General features: G+C 73.1%; 16 protein-coding genes. 8 read left to right on the forward strand and 8 right to left on the reverse strand.

Features of this window, described 5'->3' with window-relative positions; translation table 11 throughout:
• Positions 1-105 precede the first annotated feature (105 nt).
• The gene (locus tag AB0M18_RS15970) at positions 106-3,840 is read left to right on the forward strand and encodes a S8 family serine peptidase (RefSeq protein ID WP_365758163.1); all 3,735 of its coding nucleotides are present in this window, start codon (positions 106-108) and stop codon (positions 3,838-3,840) included.
• 137 nt (positions 3,841-3,977) lie between these two features.
• The gene (locus AB0M18_RS15975; protein ID WP_365758165.1) at positions 3,978-4,991 is read left to right on the forward strand and encodes a winged helix-turn-helix transcriptional regulator; all 1,014 of its coding nucleotides are present in this window, start codon (positions 3,978-3,980) and stop codon (positions 4,989-4,991) included.
• A gap of 16 nt (positions 4,992-5,007) precedes the next feature.
• Here the strand turns inward: AB0M18_RS15975 and AB0M18_RS15980 are convergent, their stop codons facing one another.
• On the reverse strand, positions 5,008-5,694 hold the full coding sequence (locus AB0M18_RS15980; RefSeq protein ID WP_365758167.1) for a hypothetical protein: 687 nt from the start codon (positions 5,692-5,694) through the stop codon (positions 5,008-5,010).
• Between the two features lie 292 nt (positions 5,695-5,986).
• Here AB0M18_RS15980 and AB0M18_RS15985 point away from each other — a divergent pair, with 292 nt between their 5' ends.
• A complete protein-coding gene (locus AB0M18_RS15985; protein ID WP_365758169.1) occupies positions 5,987-7,810 on the forward strand; it encodes a SpoIIE family protein phosphatase in 1,824 nt (607 codons plus the stop codon).
• A gap of 59 nt (positions 7,811-7,869) precedes the next feature.
• Here AB0M18_RS15985 and AB0M18_RS15990 read toward each other — a convergent pair whose 3' ends face one another.
• A complete protein-coding gene (locus AB0M18_RS15990; protein WP_365758171.1) occupies positions 7,870-8,244 on the reverse strand; it encodes a hypothetical protein in 375 nt (124 codons plus the stop codon).
• A 6-nt stretch (positions 8,245-8,250) separates the two neighbouring features.
• Positions 8,251-8,841, reverse strand: coding sequence for a hypothetical protein (locus AB0M18_RS15995; RefSeq protein WP_365758173.1), 591 nt, complete (start codon positions 8,839-8,841; stop codon positions 8,251-8,253).
• Between AB0M18_RS15995 and AB0M18_RS16000 the strand changes: the two genes are divergently transcribed.
• Positions 8,806-9,336: a HupE/UreJ family protein gene (locus tag AB0M18_RS16000; RefSeq protein ID WP_365758174.1), complete on the forward strand. Its 531-nt coding sequence runs from the start codon at positions 8,806-8,808 to the stop codon at positions 9,334-9,336. The genes AB0M18_RS15995 and AB0M18_RS16000 overlap by 36 nt on opposite strands.
• 55 nt (positions 9,337-9,391) lie before the next feature.
• Here AB0M18_RS16000 and AB0M18_RS16005 read toward each other — a convergent pair whose 3' ends face one another.
• Together AB0M18_RS16005 and AB0M18_RS16010 are read right to left on the reverse strand one after the other, a co-directional pair.
• Positions 9,392-10,960 carry a glycerol-3-phosphate dehydrogenase/oxidase gene (locus AB0M18_RS16005; RefSeq protein WP_365758175.1) on the reverse strand — a complete coding sequence of 523 codons (1,569 nt, stop codon included), beginning with the start codon at positions 10,958-10,960 and terminating at the stop codon, positions 9,392-9,394.
• On the reverse strand, positions 10,957-11,556 hold the full coding sequence (locus AB0M18_RS16010; protein ID WP_365758177.1) for a TetR/AcrR family transcriptional regulator: 600 nt from the start codon (positions 11,554-11,556) through the stop codon (positions 10,957-10,959). The genes AB0M18_RS16005 and AB0M18_RS16010 overlap by 4 nt, the downstream gene beginning before the upstream one ends.
• A gap of 74 nt (positions 11,557-11,630) precedes the next feature.
• Here AB0M18_RS16010 and AB0M18_RS16015 point away from each other — a divergent pair, with 74 nt between their 5' ends.
• Both AB0M18_RS16015 and AB0M18_RS16020 read left to right on the forward strand, forming a co-directional pair.
• Positions 11,631-13,226, forward strand: a complete 1,596-nt coding sequence (locus AB0M18_RS16015) for an FAD-binding oxidoreductase (protein WP_365758179.1) — start codon at positions 11,631-11,633, stop codon at positions 13,224-13,226.
• A gap of 77 nt (positions 13,227-13,303) precedes the next feature.
• On the forward strand, positions 13,304-14,185 hold the full coding sequence (locus AB0M18_RS16020; RefSeq protein ID WP_365758180.1) for a YegS/Rv2252/BmrU family lipid kinase: 882 nt from the start codon (positions 13,304-13,306) through the stop codon (positions 14,183-14,185).
• A gap of 61 nt (positions 14,186-14,246) precedes the next feature.
• Here AB0M18_RS16020 and AB0M18_RS16025 read toward each other — a convergent pair whose 3' ends face one another.
• A complete protein-coding gene (locus AB0M18_RS16025; RefSeq protein ID WP_365758181.1) occupies positions 14,247-14,651 on the reverse strand; it encodes an FKBP-type peptidyl-prolyl cis-trans isomerase in 405 nt (134 codons plus the stop codon).
• Positions 14,652-14,807: 156 nt separating this feature from the next.
• Here AB0M18_RS16025 and AB0M18_RS16030 point away from each other — a divergent pair, with 156 nt between their 5' ends.
• Together AB0M18_RS16030 and AB0M18_RS16035 are read left to right on the forward strand one after the other, a co-directional pair.
• Positions 14,808-16,067, forward strand: coding sequence for an SLC13 family permease (locus AB0M18_RS16030; RefSeq protein WP_365758307.1), 1,260 nt, complete (start codon positions 14,808-14,810; stop codon positions 16,065-16,067).
• Between the two features lie 3 nt (positions 16,068-16,070).
• The gene (locus AB0M18_RS16035) at positions 16,071-16,565 is read left to right on the forward strand and encodes a universal stress protein (RefSeq protein WP_365758183.1); all 495 of its coding nucleotides are present in this window, start codon (positions 16,071-16,073) and stop codon (positions 16,563-16,565) included.
• 218 nt (positions 16,566-16,783) lie between these two features.
• Here the strand turns inward: AB0M18_RS16035 and AB0M18_RS16040 are convergent, their stop codons facing one another.
• Together AB0M18_RS16040 and AB0M18_RS16045 are read right to left on the reverse strand one after the other, a co-directional pair.
• The gene (locus AB0M18_RS16040) at positions 16,784-18,064 is read right to left on the reverse strand and encodes a glycoside hydrolase family 6 protein (protein WP_365758185.1); all 1,281 of its coding nucleotides are present in this window, start codon (positions 18,062-18,064) and stop codon (positions 16,784-16,786) included.
• Positions 18,065-18,157: 93 nt separating this feature from the next.
• Positions 18,158-19,123: a glycoside hydrolase family 6 protein gene (locus AB0M18_RS16045; protein WP_365758187.1), complete on the reverse strand. Its 966-nt coding sequence runs from the start codon at positions 19,121-19,123 to the stop codon at positions 18,158-18,160.
• Positions 19,124-19,145: the final 22 nt, after the last annotated feature.

The raw sequence follows: 19,145 nt of genomic DNA on the forward strand, positions 1-19,145 counted from the left end.
CGGGCCGGATTTCGCACGCTTCGCGGCTGGCAAGCCTTTGCCATGGCGAGGACTTGCCGCCACGAGACCTTCACGACGGCGTCGACCGGTCGATAGACCCATGCCATGTCCTCCCCCTTTCCTTCTTCCGCCCGTCGGCGCAGGCGCCGGCAGCTGATCTCGGCAGCCCTCGCGGTGCCCCTCCTGGCATCGGGCCTGGCCCTCGTCCACGTGCCGGCCCAGGCGGCGCCGAGCAGGCCCGCCGTCCCCGCGAAGCCCTCGGCGACCCACAAGGTCACCCTGGTCACCGGCGACGTGGTCACGGTCACCACCACCGCCGACGGCAAGCAGATGGCAGACGTCGACCGACCGGACAACGCCCTCGGCGGCGTGAAACTCCAGGAGATCAAGGGCGACCTGTTCGTCGTCCCCGACGAAGCCGGGCCGCTGCTCGGAGCCGGCAGGCTCGACCGGCGCCTGTTCAACGTCACCGACCTGATCGAGATGGGCTACGACGACGCGAAGTCGGGCGCGGTGCCGCTGATCGCGACGTACACCCCGGCGAAGTCCCGCGCGGCCGTCGAGCACACCGCGCCCCGGGGAAGCAGGCTCACCCGCGAACTCAAGGGCATCGGCGGCGCCGCGCTCAGCACCGAGAAGCGACAGGCCCGCACCTTCTGGAACACCGTCGCGCCGCAGGGCGGCACGCAGTTGGGCGCGGGCGTGGAGAAGCTGTGGCTCGACGGGCGGGTGAAGCCCGCCCTGAAGGAGAGCGTGCCGCTGATCGGCGCGCCCGGGGCATGGGCGGCCGGCTACACCGGCAAGGGCGTCAAGGTCGCGGTGCTCGACACCGGCATCGACGCCGACCACCCCGACTTCGCGGGTCTGATCGACGGCACCACCAGCTTCGTACCGGGTGAGGGCGTCACCGACGTCAACGGGCACGGTACGCATGTGGCCGGCACGATCGTCGGCTCGGGCGCCGCGTCCGGGGGCGAGAACAAGGGCGTCGCGCCGGGCGCCGACCTGTACGTCGGCAAGGTGCTCGGCGGCGCGGACGGCTCCGGCCAGGACTCCTGGGTCATGGCCGGCATGCAGTGGGCCGCCGAGTCCGGCGCCGACGTCGTCAACATGAGCCTCGGCGACTCCTATCCCACGGACGGCAGCGACCCGATGTCGCAGCTGGTCGACGCGCTCTCCGCGCAGTACGGGACGCTGTTCGTCATAGCCGCCGGCAATTCCGGCCCGGAGACCATCTCCACCCCGGGCGCGGCGGCCGCCGCGCTGACCGTGGCGGCCACGGACAAGCAGGACCGGCTCGCGTACTTCTCCAGCACCGGCCCGCTGGCGTACTCCGGCGGCATGAAGCCGGACATCGCGGCGCCGGGCGTGGACATCACCGCCGCACGCTCGCAGGAGATGACCGACGGCGGCGAGGGCCTCTACCGCACCATCAGCGGCACCTCGATGGCCACCCCGCACGTCGTCGGCGCGGCGGCGCTCCTGGCACAGCAGCACCCGGACTGGACCGGCGCGCAGCTCAAGGAACACCTGATGAGCACCGCGAAGGGCCTCGACGCCGCGTACTCGCCGTACGAGGTCGGTACCGGCCGGCTCGACGTGACCGCCGCCGTGCGCACCGCGGTCCGCGGCACCGGATCGCTCTTCTTCGGCAACTACACCTGGCCCCACGAGCCGAGCGACGTCGCCGTCACGAAGGACCTGACCTTCACCAACTCCGGATCCGCCGACGTCACGCTGAACCTGGCGCTGACCGACACGGACGGCCCGTTCGCGCTGGGCGCCTCCACGGTGACGGTCCCGGCGGGCGGCAAGGCGACCGTCCCGGTGACCGGCGACCCGCAGGCCGCCTCGGCCGGGCGGCACGTCGGCTACGTGATCGGCACCGACGCGGCCACCGGACAGCCGGTGACCCGCACCTCCGTGGCGCTGCTCAAGGAGGAGGAGCGCTACGACCTGAACATCAAGCTGGTCGGCCGGGACGGCAAGCCCGCCGCCGGCTGGGTCTCGGTCAACCTGGCCGGCGACGGCTGGCCCTGGTCGGTCTACGTCGACGGCTCCACCACCATGCGCATGGCCCCCGGCCGGTACACCGTCGCCGCCTACCTCGACGTGACCGGCGAGCAGGCGGACCGCTCGGGCATGGCCGTCCTCGTCGACCCGGAGACCGTGCTCGAGGACGCCTCCGCGGACGTGGTCCTCGACGCGAGCAAGGCGCACCTGCTGCGGACCGAGGCGCCGGAGCGCACCCAGGACCGGCAGCGCAAGGTCGACTTCAACGTCCACTACACCGGCTTCGACGCGTGGTGGGACTACCGCGGCGCGTACGTGCTGCCCCCGACGTACGACGACGTCTACGTCTCCCCGACGGAGCCGATGACGCAGGGCGAGTTCACGCTGATCACCCGCTGGCGCAAGGGCGAGCCGCAGCTCGGCCTGAGCACGGCCGACGGCCGCCTCGACCCGGAGACCCTGGTGCAGGGCGGCAGCGCCCTGGGCACCGCCACGGACCGGCTGACCGCGGTCTACGCGGGCAAGGGCGCCGCCGCCGACTACGAGCGACGGGACGCCAAGGGCAAGGTCGCCGTCGTCGACCGCAGTGACGAGGTCGCGCCGGAGGAGCGCGCCGCCGCCGCGGCCGCCGCCGGGGCGAAGGCCCTGATCGTGGTCCACGACGGTGTCGGCGGCCTGTTGGAGTACGTCGGCGAGTCCGCCATCCCGGTCGCCACCGTGCACCGCGACGCGGGTCGCGCCCTCGTCGCGAAGGCCGAGGCCGGCAACCTCAAGCTGACCGTGCGGCAGACCGAGTACACGCCGTTCGTCTACGACCTGACCCGCGACTACCCCGGCCAGGTGCCGGACCGGGCCCTGGTCTACAAGCCCACCAAGGCCGACCTCGCCCGGATCGACGCCCGCTACCACGCGGCCGCGGGCGGCCGCCTCGCCGAGGGCTACCGGTCCGACTTCACCCTCAGCCCGTCGTTCAACTTCCCCGAGGCCGAGTGGCACCCGGGCACCCGCACCGAATGGGTGACCCCGGGGCAGGTCTGGCGGGAGTTCCACACCCAGGGCATGGGCACCGCCCTGCCGTGGTCGATGGTGTCGGGGGACAACACGTACGCCAAGGGCAGCACCACCCGTCTCGACTGGTTCGCTCCGGCGACCCGGCCCGGCCAGAGCGAGTCCTTCGGTGTCTACAACTCCCGGTGGCAGAACTACATGACCTGGAACGTGCAGCCCTGGGCCTCCGCCGACGACACCATGCGCCTCGGCGGCTACCTGCCGTGGGGCGAGACGCCGACCCACCTGCGGGTCTTCCAGGGCGACACGCTCATCCACGACAACCCGAACAGCGCGGACATGCAGTGGATGGAGGTGCCCGCCGGTGACCTGCCCTACCGCGCCGTCCTCGACGCGGAGCGGCCCGCCGACCTCTTCCGGCTGTCGACGCGCACCCACAGCGAGTGGACCTTCAGGTCCGACACCGTCGATGCGGACGACTTCGAGCCGTTCTCGGTGCTCAACCTGGACTACCGGCTGGAGACGGACCTGCACGGTGACGTCAGGGCCAACGCGACCCAGCAGATCGCGCTCAAGCCGGTGTCGATGGACCTCGGCACCGTGCCGGGCAAGGTCACCACGGTGACGCTGGACGTCTCGTACGACGACGGCGCCACCTGGCGGAAGGTGACCCTGGCCAAGGGCGCCGACGGCTCCTGGACGGGTGAGTTCAGGACGGCCGGGAAGCCCGGCGGCTTCGTCTCGCTCCGCGCGGGCGCCGAGACGGACCGGGGCTTCGGCGTCAAGAACGAGATCATCCGGGCGTACGGCCTGCGATGAGCCGCACCACCGGGCCCCGGGGAGGCGACTCCCCGGGGCCCTTCCCCGCGCACCCGCTCCCAGCAGGGTCTTTTCACGGTCTGCCGCCGTGGCGCATACTCTCCCCGCTGCGGCAAGCGGAAGAGAGTCGATCGCCGATGCTGGATGTTCTGGGCCTCGAACTCGACGAGGAGCGCGTCTACCGGGCGCTGATCGGACGACCCGACACCACCGCGGCGCTTCTCTCGGACCAGCTCGCGCTGTCCCACGCCCCGGTCGACAAGGCTCTGACGCGTCTGGTCGAGTGGGGCCTGGCGACCAGGTCGGCGGACGCCCGGTTCACCGCCGCGCCGCCGGCCATGGCCCTCGGCGCGCTCATCAGCCAGCGCCGGGACGGACTGCGCACGGCCGAGCAGGCCCTGGTCGCCTTCGCCGAGGAACACCGGGCCGCGATGACCGGCAGCAGCATCACCGACCTGATCGAGGTCGTCACCGGCGTCGACGCCATCCGGCACCGCTTCCTCCAGGTGCAGCAGGCGGCCCGGACCCAGGTCCGCTCCTTCATCACCGCGCCCTTCGTGGCCCTGCCGCCCGACGAGAACACGGCCGAACCCATGGCCCTCGGCCGCGGCGTGTGCTTCCGCGCCGTCCTGGACCGCGAGGTCCTGGCCGAGCCGGGCATCGTCCGCGACGCCGTCGACTCCCTGCGCAACGGCGTACAACTGCGGGTCGCGGACCACGTGCCGATGAAGCTCGTGCTCGCCGACGCCGATCTCGGCCTGGTCCCGCTCGCGGTCACCCCGGCGGGGGAACCCGGCGCTGTGCTGCTGCACCGCAGCGGCCTCCTCGACGCGCTGGACGCGCTGTTCGAGACGGTGTGGCGCGCGGCCCGACCGCTCCGGCTGTCGGACCCGGAATCGGACCCGGAACCGGCCCCGGGAGACGAGAACGTCGGGATCGTCGAGGCCGGCCCCGAAGGCCCGACCGAGCTCGACCGCCGGATCCTCGCGCTGCTCCTGGCCGGCCTCACGGACCTGACGGCCGCGACGCAACTCGGCCTGTCACCCCGTACGCTGCACCGGCGCCTGCGCCGCCTCATGGACCTGGCCGGGGTCCGGACCCGGATGCAACTGGGCGCCCACGCCGCGCGGAACGGCTGGGCGGAGCCCTGAGTGGTGTCTCGCCCGTTCAGGCGAGGACGTTCACGGCACGGGCGACCACCAGACCGAGGATGAGCAGGGAGACGAGCGACTGGACACCCATGGCGATCTTGGCCCACGGGGCCAGCGGCATCACGTCGGTGGGGCTGAACGCGGTGGCGTTGGTGAGTCCGAGGTAGAGGTAGTCGACATAGCGGGGCCGCCAGCCGGCGCTCGCCAGTTCGGGGTCGAGCTGCTGCGGGAACGCGAGCGCGGGCGTGCGGGGCATGTGGTGGGCCCGGGCGGCGGACCCGCCGCTGTCGAGTTCGAAGTACAGCAGGGAGAACGCGAGGACGGTACCGGCCCACACGGTCCCGCCCGACTGCAGCAGGCTGGTGGCGGAGGCCGTCTCCTCGCCGCCGTGGAGGATGTCGTCGATCAGCTGGACCGTGGACCACACGGCGCTGAGCGCCAGCACACCCACCAGGGCGATCGACAGGGTGCGCAGTACGTTCGAGCGCCGGTCGATCCGCCCCGGGTCGCCCGCGATGAGCGCGACGAGGAGCAGCCCCTCGACGGCCGGCAGCACCCAGCGGGGCGCCAGCCGCAGGTCGTCGGGAAGCAGGACGGTCAGCACCATGGCGGTGACGACCGCCGTGGCCATCGGCCAGCGCGCCTCACCGACGGGCTCCTGCCGGCTGGGGCTCTCGGCTGGCTCGGTGCTGCGTCCGGTCACGTCGGAGGCCCTTACGGTCGACTGCGCGGCGGCGGTCGCCGTCCCGCCCTCGGACGATATAGCGGCCCGGCGGACGGGCGGCGGATCTCACGCCCCGCCGCCCGCCCGGCGTCACCGCGTGTCGCAGGACGATGACCGACGGTCCCGGCCCCGTGGCCCCTTCCGCGCCGCACCTGCCGGGCTCCTGGCGGGCTGCCGGGCGGGGAGCGCCCCGATCGGCCGGGAAGAGGTGCATGCTGGGCACCAGCAGCGGTCGAGTTCCTGTCTGGAGGCCGAAAAGTTGAACGGCGGCATGGGGAGACGACGCCTGGCAGCCCGCGCCTCGGCCGGGAGGGGTGCCGCGTCGCACCGCTCGGCCGCGGCCCGCAGGCGGCTCGGACGGACCGGCGGCGAGGTCCCCCTCGACCGGCTCACCACCCGCGGCCGGCTCGCCTGGCTGAACGCCGCCGGCTCCAGGATCGGCACCAGCCTCGACCTGGAGCGCACCGCCCAGGAGCTGGCCGAGTTCACCGTGCCCGGCTTCGCCGACGGAGCCGCCGTCGACATCCTGGAGAGCGTCCTGCGGGGCGACGAGGGCTCACGGTGGACGGGAACGGGCGTTCCGCTGATGCGGGCCATCGCGGTGAGCGCCGTCGAGGAGCTGTCCTCCCTGGAACCCACTCCGGTCGGCGAGACCTTCGTCCGCGCCGAGGAGGCGCACGAGACGCTGCTCCACCGCTACTGCCTGCGCCAGGGCAGGCCGGTGCTGGTGAGCCGCATGCGGAACGACGACTTCATCAAGGTCGCGCCGACCGCGAGCGCCGCGGAGAAGATGCGGGCCGCCGGAGTGCACAGCTATCTCGCGGTGCCGCTGATCGCCCGCGGGCTGCTGCTCGGCAGCGTGGACTTCGTCCGCGGCCCCGGCACACGACCGTTCTCCTCCACCGACCTCGCGCTGGCGGAACAGCTGGCCTCCCAGGCCGCCGTCTCGATCGACAACGCCCGCCTGTACGGGCGCGAGCGCGAGCACGTCGTCACGCTGCAACGGACACTGCTGCCGCGCGAGACCCCGGTGACGCCCGGCCTGCGCGTCCAGGCCGAGTACGCGCCCCCGGCGGGCCACCACGGGGTGGGCGGCGACTGGTACGACGTCATGGCCCTGCCCGGCGGGCGTACGGCCCTCATGGTGGGCGACGTCATGGGCCACGGGCTGCCCGCCGCAGCCACCATGGGGCGTCTGCGGGCGGTGGCCCGCACCCTCATGACCCTGGACATGTCCCCGGAGCGCGTCCTCGCCCGGCTGGACCTCGCCACGCGTGACCTGGAGGACGAGCAGGTCGCCACCTTCCTCTGCGCCGTGTTCGACCCGGCCGACTCCACCTACACGCTGGCCAGCGCCGGGCACCTGCCACCGCTGCTGGTCGACCGGCAGGGCTCCGCCGAGTTCGTGGACGTACCGGTCGGCGCGCCGCTCGGCGCGGGAGTGATCCCGTACGACCGGATCCGTCTGGAAGTCCCGGCGGGCGGCCATCTGGTGATGTACACGGACGGCCTCGTCAAGTCCCGGCACCGGGACGTGGACCACCAGTTGAAGGGTCTGCGCTCGGCGGCGCACGGCCTGGCACCCGAGGCTCTCGAAAGCGGCGGCCTGTTCGAGTGCGCTCCTGCCGACGCCGCCCGTTTCGACGAGGCCGTGCTCCTCGTCGCGACGACGGCGACGGCCGAGACGACCGCGGCGGCCCGGACGACCGCCTCGGACGGCGCCGCCGACCTGCGCGAGTGGCCGTTGCCGCAGGAGGGGCGCGCGGCGTCCGTCGCCCGCGGCCTGGTCACGGACCAGCTCGCCGTGTGGGATCTGACGGAGCTCGCCGATGTCTTCGAACTCGTCGTGTCCGAACTCGTCGGCAACGCCCTGCGCTACGGCAACGGCCCCGGCATGCTCCGGCTGCTGCGCGGCGAGCGCCTCGTCGTGGAGGTCTCGGACACGGGCCCCGACCTGCCCCAGATCCAGCACGCGGACCTCGGCGACGAGGGCGGCCGGGGCCTCCAGCTCATCAACATGCTGTGCCGCCGCTGGGGTTCGAGTCGCACCGCGACCGGCAAGGTGGTCTGGGCGGAACACGACCTGCCCTCCTGAACCGACGCCGACGGGCGCCGCGAGGCCGGTCGAGACCGGTCGGGGGCGGGGCCGCCGGGTCAGCCGAGGGCGGCGGGGGAGTGGGCGTTCCGGAGGAGCAGGCGGGGGGGGGTGACGGAGCCGTCGGCGGGGACGGACCAGAGGTCCTTGGTGCCGTCGTCGTGCACCTGGGCGTACCCGAGGGTGGCGTCGTCCAGCCAGGCAGCCTGGTCGTCGACGCTACGGGTCTCGGCCGTGGCGGTGACCTTGTCCGTGGCCAGGTCCAGGACGGAGAGGTGCCAGCCGCGGGCGGGGTCGCCGCCGATGGGTGACTTGAAGGCGAGCCGGGTGCCGTCGGGGGAGAGCGACGGGCACGCGAAGCGGTCGCGCAGGGTGCGGACGGTACGGGCCGCGAAGTCGCCCTGGACCAGGTAGCGGTGGCCCTTGGTGTACATGGTCGCCTAGAAGATGTTGTCGTCCTTGGTGAACGTCACGCCCCAGTAGTCGACGTCCGCCGACTGGTAGGGCTTGCCGTCCTTGACGACGGAGAAGGTCTCCAGGGTCTTGAACAGGGTGCCCGTCCGGGTGTCGTAGATTCCGGTGCGGGTCGCGAAGTCGCGGGTCGCGTAGCTGTCTCCGCCGACGCAGGAGGTCCAGGAGACCATGCGGCCGTCGGCCGAGACGCGGACCCGGTTGGGCACGCCGCTGACCGGGATGGCCTCGCGCTCCTTGAGGTCCGGCGACAGCACGCGCATCGTGACGGTGCCGAAGACCCCGTCGGCGTACAGACAGGCCACCGTGCCCGCGGCGGCGTACACGCGGTCGCACCTGGTCTTCGACACCGCGCGTCGGCCGTCCGGGTCGGCCTTGTCGACGGTCGTGACCTGCCCGGTACTGGTGAGGGTGAGCAGCCGTGGGCCGGGCGCCAGGGAGACCGTCTCGGCGGTGGCCGCCGCGCCGGCGCGCGTTCCGACGGTACGGACGTCTCGTGGGCGTCGGCGGGCCGCTTCGTGTCGATGGGCCTGGAACACATCCTGCTCGGCCTCGACCACGTCCTCTTCCTGCTGCTCCTGCTGCTCGGCGCGCGGGGATGGCGCAGCGTCGTCCGGCTCGCGACCAGCTTCACCGTGGCCCACAGCGTGACGCTCGCCCTGGCCGTGCTCGGGTGGTTCGACGTCCCCTCCGAGATCGTCGAACCCCTCATCGCCCTGTCGATCGTGTACGTGGCGGTGGAGAACATCACCCGGGGTAAGTCACGGCACCGGGTCCTCGTCGTGTTCGGCTTCGGCCTGCTGCACGGCCTCGGGTTCGCCGGCGCGCTGGACTTCACCGGCCACTTCAGCGGCCGGCCGCTCGTCTCGCTGCTGAGCTTCAACCTCGGCATCGAGTTGGGCCAACTCGGCGTCGTACTGGCCGCGTTCCCGCTGATCCTGCTGGCGCGCCGCCGCTCCTGGTCGGCCCTCGCCCACGTCGGGGCGGCGGCCGTCGGTGCCGTCGGCCTCGTCTGGTTCGTCGAGCGCCTGCTGTCACCAGGGGGCGTCGCGTAGCCGTCCGATGCGACGGCGCCCCCGCCCGGATCCCGGGCGGGGGCGCCGTGGCCGTTCACCGCACCTGGGCCGTACGGGACAGGGCGTCCCGGGCCGCCTGTTCGGCGGCGGCGCGGTCCTCCGGGACCAGGCCGATGCGGGTGCGGCGGTCGAGGAGGTCGGAGGTGTCGAGGGCGCCCTCGTGGCGGACCGCCCACACCAGTTCGGCGCCCGTGACGGGGTGGCCGGGCACGACGGGCTCGGCCAGGGCGGGGTCTGCGAGGCCGAGGGCGTGGACGGCCGGGGCCTCGGAGCCGTAGCGCTGTACGAGGCGGGGCGGGACGTCGAGACCCGCGAGGGTCTGCGGGCGGGCCGCGCCGACGAGGGGGACGGACGCGGTGCGGCAGGCGCCGGCGGTCAGGCCGCGGGCGTCGACGGCCGCGTCGACGGCGTCCTGGGCCATGCGGCGGTAGGTGGTCAGCTTGCCGCCGACGACGGTGACGATGCCGTCGGGCGACGTGAGCACGGCGTGCCTGCGCGAGATGTCGGCGGTGCGGCCCGCCGAGTCCTGGGTGTCGAGCAGGGGCCGCAGTCCGGCGAAGGCCCCGACCACGTCGGAGCGGTGGACGGTGACGTCGAGGGCGGAGCCGAGGACGTCGAGGAGGAAGCCGATGTCGGTCTCGGGGACCTCCGGCACGTCCGGGATGTCGCCGTCGACGGGCTCGTCGGTGAGGCCGACGTACACACGCCCGTCGCCCTGGGGAAGCACCAGGACGAAGCGGTTCGTCTCCCCGGGGATCGGGATGTGCAGTCCGGCGGAGAGCCGGCCGAGGGTCTCCGACCGCAGGACGAGATGGGTGCCGCGCGAGGGCCGGAGACGTACGTCGCCGATGAGGCCGCCCGCCCAGACCCCGGCCGCGTTGATGACCGTGCGGGCGCGGACGCGCAGCTCCTGGCCCGTGGTCTCGTCGCGTACCAGCGCGCCGTCGCCGTCGAGTTCCAGGGCCCGGGTGCGGGTGAGGACGCGGGCACCGTAGGCGGCCGCGGTGCGGGCGATCGCGGTCACCAGACGCGCGTCGTCGGAGAGCCGTCCGTCCCAGGAGAGCAGTCCGCCGCGCAGGCCGACGGGACGCAGGGCGGGGGCGAGGTGGCGGGTCTCGACCGCGGACAGCGTGCGCGGCTGCGGCAACGTGCGGCGCGAGGTGCGGGCACCGACGCGCAGCAGGTCGCCCGCGGCGAATCCGGCGCGGGCGAGGGCGGCCTGGCCGCGGCTGACGAGCGGGGTGAGGGGGAGCACGAAGGGCTGGGCGCGCACGAGGTGGGGGGCGGTGCGTTCCATGAGGATGCCGCGCTCGACGGCGCTCTCGTGGGCGACGTCGAGCTGCCCGGACGCGAGGTAGCGCAGCCCGCCGTGGATCAGCTTGGAGCTCCAGCGGGAGGTGCCGAACGCGAGGTCGTGGGCGTCGATCGCGGCGACGCTGAGCCCGCGGGTGGCGGCGTCGAGCGCGGCTCCGGCTCCGGTGGCGCCGAGCCCGACGACGAGGACGTCGACGAGTTCGCCGTCGGCGAGCCGGTCCAGTTCGCGCCGGCGCCGCTCGGCGTCGAGCGAGGAGCCGGGCAGGGCGGTGCTGTTCGTGGGGTTCATGGCGTGAGGGTCCTCTCAAGGAGGGTGCGCAGCTCTTCGAGGAAGGCGGCTTCGCTCAGTTCGGGATCGTCCTGGTCGGCCATGGTGCGCAGCGAGAGCGTGAAGGACTGGACGACCAGCAGCAGGGACCGGGCCTGCAGGTCGGGGTGGGCGCGGCGTACGGAACCGTCCTCGTGCCCTTCGTCCAGCGCCGTGACGAGGAGCCCGAGCAGGGCGTCCTGGCTGGCGCCCCGCCGGTCGAGGACGTACGGCAGCAGCAGCTCGGGATCGACGTCCAGGATCTTCCGGAACAGCGGATGGGACCGGAACGCGGCGACTCCCGCCACCAGCCCCTCGACGATCCGCTCCCGCTCGGGCCGGTCGTCGTCGGGGGCCGGCATGGCGCCGGCGGCGACGGCGATCCACTCGCGGGTCATCAGGTCGCCGACGAGGGTCCGCACGTCGGGCCAGCGTCGGTACAGCGTCATCCGGGACACGCCGGCCCGCCGGGCGACGTCGGTGAGGGTGGTTCGCCGTACGCCGACGGCGAGGACGCAGTCGCGTGCCGCGTCGAGTACGGGATCTGCGTCCGCATGGTTGTGACGAATGGGCGTCATCTGTCACAGTGTAATGCCAGTGCGGGCCGAGCGGCAGCGCCGTCCGTGAAACAGACCGTGAGGAACCTCTCGAAGTGGACATGTTGTGGAGCGGCTGGGGCGACCCGGCCAAGGCGGCGCCCCTGCCCGAATCGGTGACCGGCCTGCTGCGGGACCTGCTCGGCGTCACCCCGCGCGAGAGCGGCCCCTCCGTCCTCGCCGACATCGACGTGCCCGCCTCGGCGCTCACCGACGAGGCGAGCAGCGCACTGCGCGCCGCCGTCGCCGCACCCGACGGCCTCCGGGACGACGCCGAGAGCCGCATCCGGCACACCCGGGGCAAGTCGACACCCGACCTCCTGCGCATCCGCGCCGGCGAGGTCGACGACATCCCCGCCGCCGTCGTGCTCCCCGGCAGCCACGACGAGGTCCTCGCCGTCCTGCGGGCCTGCGCGGACCACGGCCTGTCCGCCGTCCCGTTCGGCGGCGGCACCTCCGTCGTCGGCGGCCTCGCACCCACCACCAAGCGGCCGTTCGTCGCCCTCGACCTGCGGCGCCTCGACCAGCTGCTCGCCATCGACGAGGTGTCGCGCACGGCCACCCTGCACCCCGGCCTGCGCGGCCCGCAGTGCGAGGCCCTGCTCAACGAACAGGGCTGGACGCTCGGCCACTTCCCGCAGTCCTTCGAATGGGCGTCCATCGGCGGATTCGCCGCGGCCCGCTCCAGCGGCCAGGCCTCGGCCGGCTACGGCCGCTTCGACGAGATGGTCCTCGGCCTGCAGGTCGCCACCCCCGAGGGCACCCTGTGCACCGGCCGCGCCCCGCGCTCCGCCGCCGGCCCCGACCTGCGCCAGCTGATCCTCGGCTCCGAAGGCGCCCTCGGCGTGATCACGTCGGTGACCGTACGCATCCGCCCGCTGCCGCAGCGGCGGATCTACGAAGGCTGGCGCTTCGCCTCCTTCGAGGCGGGCGCGGCCGCACTGCGCCGCCTCGCCCAGGACGGCCCGCGGCCCACGGTGCTGCGCCTGTCGGACGAGTCCGAGACCTTCATCGGACTCGCGCAGCCGGACGCCATCGGCACCACCGAACTCCCGCAGAATCCCGGCTGCATGGCCATCGTCGGCTTCGAGGGCACCGAGGCCGACACGGCCGCCCGCCGCGCCGCCGCGCGTGAGGTCCTCCTCGCCTGCGACGGCGAGTTCATCGGCGAGGAGGCCGGCGACAAGTGGGCGCACGGCCGGTACAACGCGCCCTACCTGCGCGACGCTCTCCTCGACGCCGGCGCGTTCGCCGAGACGCTGGAGACGGCCGCGTTCTGGTCCGCGATCCCCGGTCTCTACACGGCGGTACGTGACGCGCTGACCAGCACCCTCACCGAGGCCGGCACCCCGCCGCTCGTCATGTGCCACATCTCGCACACGTACGAGAACGGCGCCTCGCTGTACTTCACCGTCGTCTCCGCGCAGGGCGAGGACGCCGTCGCGCACTGGGCGCCGGTGAAGCGGGCGGCCAACGACGCGATCCTGGCGGCGGGCGGCACCATCAGCCACCACCACGGCGTCGGCACCGACCACCGCGACTGGTACGCCCGCGAGATCGGCCCCCTCGGCATCCGTATGCTCCAGGCGGTCAAGGCCGAGGTCGACCCGACCGGGGTGCTCAGCCCCGGGGTCCTGATCCCCGTCCGCTGATCCCCACCCCCTGAACCCCTTCCTCCTGAACTCCTTTCTCCCGAATTCCCTACTCCTGCCGCCCGGAGGCCAGATCCATGCGACAGTTCACCGCCGTCGTCAACCCCACCGCAGGGGGTTCCAGCGGCACGGCGAGCCTGCTCCCGGTGGCCCGGCTGCTGCGGGAGGCGGGCGCGCGGCTCGACACCGTCTACAGCCGCAGCCTGGAGCACGCACAGGAACTCGCCCGGGGCGCCGGAGCGAAGGGGCACGTCGTGCTGGCCGTCGGCGGTGACGGCATGGCCGGCACCGTCGGCGGCGCGCTCAGCGGCACGGACACGGTCTTCGGCCTGGTCCCCGCGGGCCGCGGCAACGACTTCGCACGCGCTCTGGGGCTTCCCACCGACGCCCCGGGCCTCGCCGAGGTGCTGCTCGGCGCCGAACCGAGGGCCGTCGACACCATCGAGGTGGAGTCCGCCGAGCACACCGGGATCTGCGTCCTCGGCAGCGTGTACGCGGGTGTCGACGCGGTGGCCAACCGCCACGCCAACGCCTCCCGCCTGCTGCGCGGGGCGGCCTCCTACTACGCCGGCGGCCTCCGGGCGGTCCTGGGCTGGAAGCCCGCCGCGTACCGCATCACGATCGACGGGATCCGGCACGAGCGCACCGGCTACACCGTGGTCGCGGCCAACTCCGGCTTCTACGGCTTCGGGAGGAACATCGCGCCGGGCGCGCGGGTCGACGACGGCCTCCTCGACGTCGTGGTGATCAAGGAGGCGCCCAAGCGGCTCTTCTTCGCCATGATGAACGAACTGAAGACGGGCGCGCACGTGAACCGCCCGCAGATCGAGATCCTGCGCGGCAAGGAGATCCGCATCGAAGCGGACCGGCCCCTCCCGTACGGCGCGGACGGCGAGGTCGACGCGACCCTGCCGGTGACCGTCAGGGCGAGGCCCGCGGCTCTGCGCGTACTGGCCTGACCACGGCTCGGGACCGTCCGCTTCCGGGCGGTACTCCGTCCCCGGTGAGCGGCCGGTGTCTCTAGGTCCTGCTCCACCCGGCCGTGCTGGAGTACGAGTCGACCAGGTCCACCACGAAGATCAGGGTCGAGTTCGGCGGGATCGACGGCGAGGGCGACTGCTTGCCGTAGCCGAGACGCGGGGGAACGATGATCTCGCGCCGGCCGCCGACCTTCATGCCCCTCACTCCGCGGTCCCAGCCCTTGATGACCCGGCCGGCGCCCAGTGCGAACTTGAACGGCTCGCCCCGGTTCCAGGAGGCGTCGAACTCCTTCCCGGTCTCGAAGGTCACCCCGACATAGTGAACCCGGACGACCATGCCCGGCTTCACCTCGGTCCCGTCCCCGACGACCAGGTCCCGGATGGTCAGCTCGGTGGGAGCGTCACCCTCCGGAACGTCGACCTCGGGCTTCGTCGGTTCACTCATCGCACCATTATCTCCGGCCCTCTGCCGTCGCCGAAGAACGGGTGGCGGTCGGCCGTGTCGCGGATGACGGCCGGTTCGCGGGGTGCGAGGTCCGACGCGATAGCGTTCGGCGTGACGGTGCCGGCGGCTCGGCCGCCGCTACGGAAGGACCCGATCCTGAACCCCCAGCTCGCGGAGACGCTGTCCGCGGCCCTGCTCGTGCTCGTGCTGGCCTGTGCGGTCATCCGCCCCTTCGGATGGCCGGAGGCGGTCGTGGCCGTCCCGGCCGCGGCACTGGTGATCGCCACCGGGGCCGTCTCCTTCGACGAGGCGCTGGCCGAGGCGGAACGGCTCGGGCCGGTGATCGGCTTCCTCGCGGCCGTCCTGGTGCTGGCTCAGCTCTGCGACGACGAGGGGCTGTTCCAGGCCTGCGGGGCGTGGATGGCCCGTACGGCGGCGGGCCGGCCACGCCGACTGCTCGCCCAGGTGTTCCTGGCCGCGTCGGCGATCACGGCCGTGCTCAGTCTGGACGCCACGGTGGTGCTGCTCACCCCGGTGGTGTTCGCCACCGCCGCCCGTATCGGCGCGCGCCCCAAGCCGCACGTCTACGCCTGCACCCACCTGTCGAACACGGCCTCCCTGCTGCTGCCCGTCTCCAACCTCACCAACCTGCTGGCGTTCGCGGCCAGCGGGCTGAGTTTCACGCGCTTCGCGGCGCTGATGGCCCTGCCCTGGGCGGCGGCGATCGGAGTCGAGTACCTCGTCTTCCGGCGCTTCTTCGCCACCGATCTGGACGCCGGAGCCCAGGCCCCCTCGAAGACCGAGCCGCCGGCGCTGCCGCTGTTCGCCCTCGTGACGGTGGGGTGCACGCTCGCCGGGTTCGTACTGACCTCGGCGGTCGGCATCGACCCCGCGTGGGCGGCGTTGGCGGGCGCACTGGCCCTGGCCGTCCGGGCTCTGATCCGCCGCCGCACCACGCCGCGGGCGCTGGTCCGTGCCGCGTCCGTGCCCTTCCTCGCCTTCGTGCTGGCCCTCGGGATCGTCGTCCTCGCCGTGGTGGACAACGGTCTCGACGACGCCTTGGGGCACCTGATCCCCGAGGGAACGGGCCTGCCGGAACTGCTCGCCCTCGCCGGCCTCGCCGCCGTCCTCGCGAACGTCATCAACAACCTGCCGGCCGTCCTGGTGCTGCTTCCGTTGACCGCCCCGTCGGGCCCCGGCGCCGTTCTCGCCGTCCTGATCGGGGTCAACATCGGCCCCAACCTCACCTACGCCGGCTCGCTGGCGACCCTGCTGTGGCGGCGTATCGTCCATGCCCACGACGGCGAGGTGGAGCTGAAGGAGTTCACCCGGCTCGGCGCGTACGCGGTACCCGCGAGCCTCCTCGCCGCCGTCCTGGCACTGTGGCTCTCGCTGACCGTCATCGGAGGAGGCTGACCCATGGCCGTGGTCGTCTGGATCGTCGAGGGCACCTGGCCCGCCTGTGTCGACGCCGCCCGCGCGCGTACTCCGGAGGAGGACGACATCGTCCTCCTCCACGTCACACCCGCCGACGTCCCGGGCGCGGCACACGGCGCCTTCGCCGGACTCCTCGGCCGAGGCCACCCCGAGAGGGACCCCGGCACACGCGTGGAACACCTCGCCACCGCCTCCGGGCGGCGACTGCTCCAGGACGCCGCCGACCGCCTGGGCCGCCCCTGCACCCGTACCGAGCGAACGGGTCGCGTCGAGCGCGAGGTCGTCGCCGCGGCCGAGGGCTGCGACCTGCTGATCCTGGCCCGGGACGGCGACCGTACCCACCTCGGACCGCACAGTCTCGGCCCCGCCGCACGCTTCGTCGTCGACCACGCCCCCTGCCCGGTGCTGCTCGTCTGGCCCGAGGCGCCGCCGGGGCTTCCGACCATGCCGCCGCCTCCTCCGCATCACACCGACTGACGGGCATGGTCGCCAGCCGGTCACCGCGGAACTGCGTGGGGACGGTGAGTCCGCCGGTCGTGTCCGTGGCGTGGACGGATCCGCCGCCGACCACGGTGCACCGGCCGCCGGCCCCTTCCCGACGTCGGTCCGTCCGGCGGCGGCGCGCGATCGGCGGCGCGCGCCGGTGGCCGGTCCCGGCCGAGGTCGGGAAGGGGCGGGGGCTGAGCGGTTGAGGCTCAGCGGTTGAGGGTCAGCCGCGGGGCCGCGTTGCGGGCGAGCGAGTGGGCCTGGTCGGGCCACCAGGCGCCGGCGGGCGGGTCGACGATGCCGTACTCGGGGTCGATCGTGCCACCGGTGTTGCGGGTGCAGCTGCCGTCGGACTCACCAGGGATCTTGATCCACAGGTAGGCGTCGACGAGCGGGACGCCGGTGTCGGCGGTCGGGCGCGGGCCGAGGCCGCGGCCGGGCGCGTTGCACCAGATCTCCGGGTCCCCGGTGTACTTGCCGGGCTCCGGGCTCCATGCGCCCAGGCCGTTGCGGCTGGTGTCGATGACGAAGTGGCGCAGGGCGTCGCTCGACGGGGTGCCCACGCTCTGGTCGAACCAGGCGTCGGTCCAGCGCCAGGTGGCGGGATCGGCGGAGTCGACCGCGTTGCCCGGGACGCCGTCGTTGGGCGCGGCGGGCGAGTAGTACTGGGTGGCGCACCAGTCGGTGTGGCCACGGGCGTACTCGGGCCCTTCGGTGGCGAACCACATGCACTTGGCTATCCAGGTGCCGTAGCGCGCGTTGTGGTCGGTGGGGTGGGTGTTGGACACATTGAGGGCGAAGCCGTCGCTGTCCTGGACGCCGGCGTCCAGGAGGCGTCGGGCCATGTCGCCGACGGGCCGCCACAGGACGTTGCCCGCGTCCAGGTAGACCGCGGTGCGTGCCTTGGACTTGATGGTCCTGACCGCGTAGGCGAGATCGGCGATACGGGTCGCGGTGAGTTCGCCGGTCGGGTCCACGCCCGGACCGCAGTCGCTCGGGAGGAGGGCGAGGCCGTCGGGCTCGACCACGACGACGGCCTTGCTGTCGCCGATACCGGCGGCGAAGGCGTCGATCCACTGCCGGTAGGCGGCCGAGGAGGCGGCTCCGCCGCTGGAGTACTGGGAGCAGTCCCGGCCCGGCACGTTGTAGGCGACCAGGACGGGGGTCCGGTTCACCGCCCGGGCCTCGCGGACGAGACCCTTGACCTTGACCCGTACCTCGTCGGGCGTTCCTTCGGTGAACCACTCGGCCTGCGGCCAGCTCGCGAGCTTGGCCATGTTCACCGCGTTCGCGAAGTCGCCGTTCCGCAGATCCACGAGAGCCTGCTTGGCGGCCTTGCTGTGCGGGTCCACGTAGAACCTCGTGGTCGGGGCGATCCCGTCACCGGCGGGGGCGGCCTGCGCCTGCCCCTGTGTCGCGGTGAGGGCGGCACAGGCCGCGAGCGCCGCGAGGGCGGCGGTCGCGCGCCGCCTCAGTCTGAGTGGCTTCATCGATGCTCCAGGTCGAAGGATGGGGGACAGGCGGGTCGGTGGTTCCTGTGGCCCGGCCGCGGGGCAGGCCGGGAGGCACCGGGCCACAGGAGGTCAGTAGCCGTAGATCATCTTGTAGGCGACCTCGGGGAGGAACTGTCCGGCCGTGGACCCCGTCCCGACGCCGCAGTTGCCGTCGGACTCGCCCGGGGCCTTGATCCACAGCAGCATCTCGGCGCCGCCTCCGAGCTGCGTGGGGGTACCGATGCGGCGGCCCGCCGCGTTGCACCACTCGCCGTTGGAGCCGTTGCCGTTGCGGCTGGTGTCGACGACGAAGGGCTTCGTGTAGCCGTAGCGGGCGGCCAGTTCGCTGTTGACGGCGTTGCCGTAGGCGGTGTTCTGAGCGGTGGTGAAGTAGTTGGATACGTTGAGGGAGAAGCCGTGGGCCTGTCGGAGCCCGGCTTCGTGGAGACGCTGGGCCATCGTCGCCGGGCTCACCCAGCCGGGGTTGCCGGCGTCGAGATAGACCCAGGTGTTGGGCGCCTGGCGGCCGAATTCGGCGAGGGCGCCGCTGATCATGGCCTGGCGCTCACGGATCTGGGCCTGGTTCATGCAGCCGTAGTCCGCGAGCGAGTCCGGTTCGAGGACGACGACGGCCGGGCGGCCGGCGATCCCGCCGGCGAACTGCGCGATCCAGCTCGCGTAGGCGGACGGGGAGGCGGCGCCGCCTCCGGAGTGCCCGCCGCAGGTGTCGCGGTTGTAGATGTTGTACGCGACCAGGACGGGCAGCTTGTCCCAGTAGTCGGCCGCGCCGACGTAGGCGCCCGTGGCGGTGCCGATCGTGCCGCTCCAGGAGCCGAACCAGCGGGCCATGGGGGTGTTGGCGAGTGACGCGTTGATCGCCGGCGCCCGGCCGTCGCCGGGGTTGGCGGCGACCCACTGCCTGGCGCTGGAGTTCGGGTCCACGTAGAACCCGCTGGTCATGCTGGTCGGGTCCGCCGCGTGTGCGAACGGCGCAAGGGCGAGCGCCAAGGGAAGCGCGAAGACGGCTGCTGCGAGGGCGCGGATGCGGCGGCGCATGACTGTACCTCGTTTCCTGACG

Source organism: Streptomyces sp. NPDC051909 (assembly GCF_040681095.1).
Classification (GTDB): Bacteria; Actinomycetota; Actinomycetes; order Streptomycetales; family Streptomycetaceae; genus Streptomyces.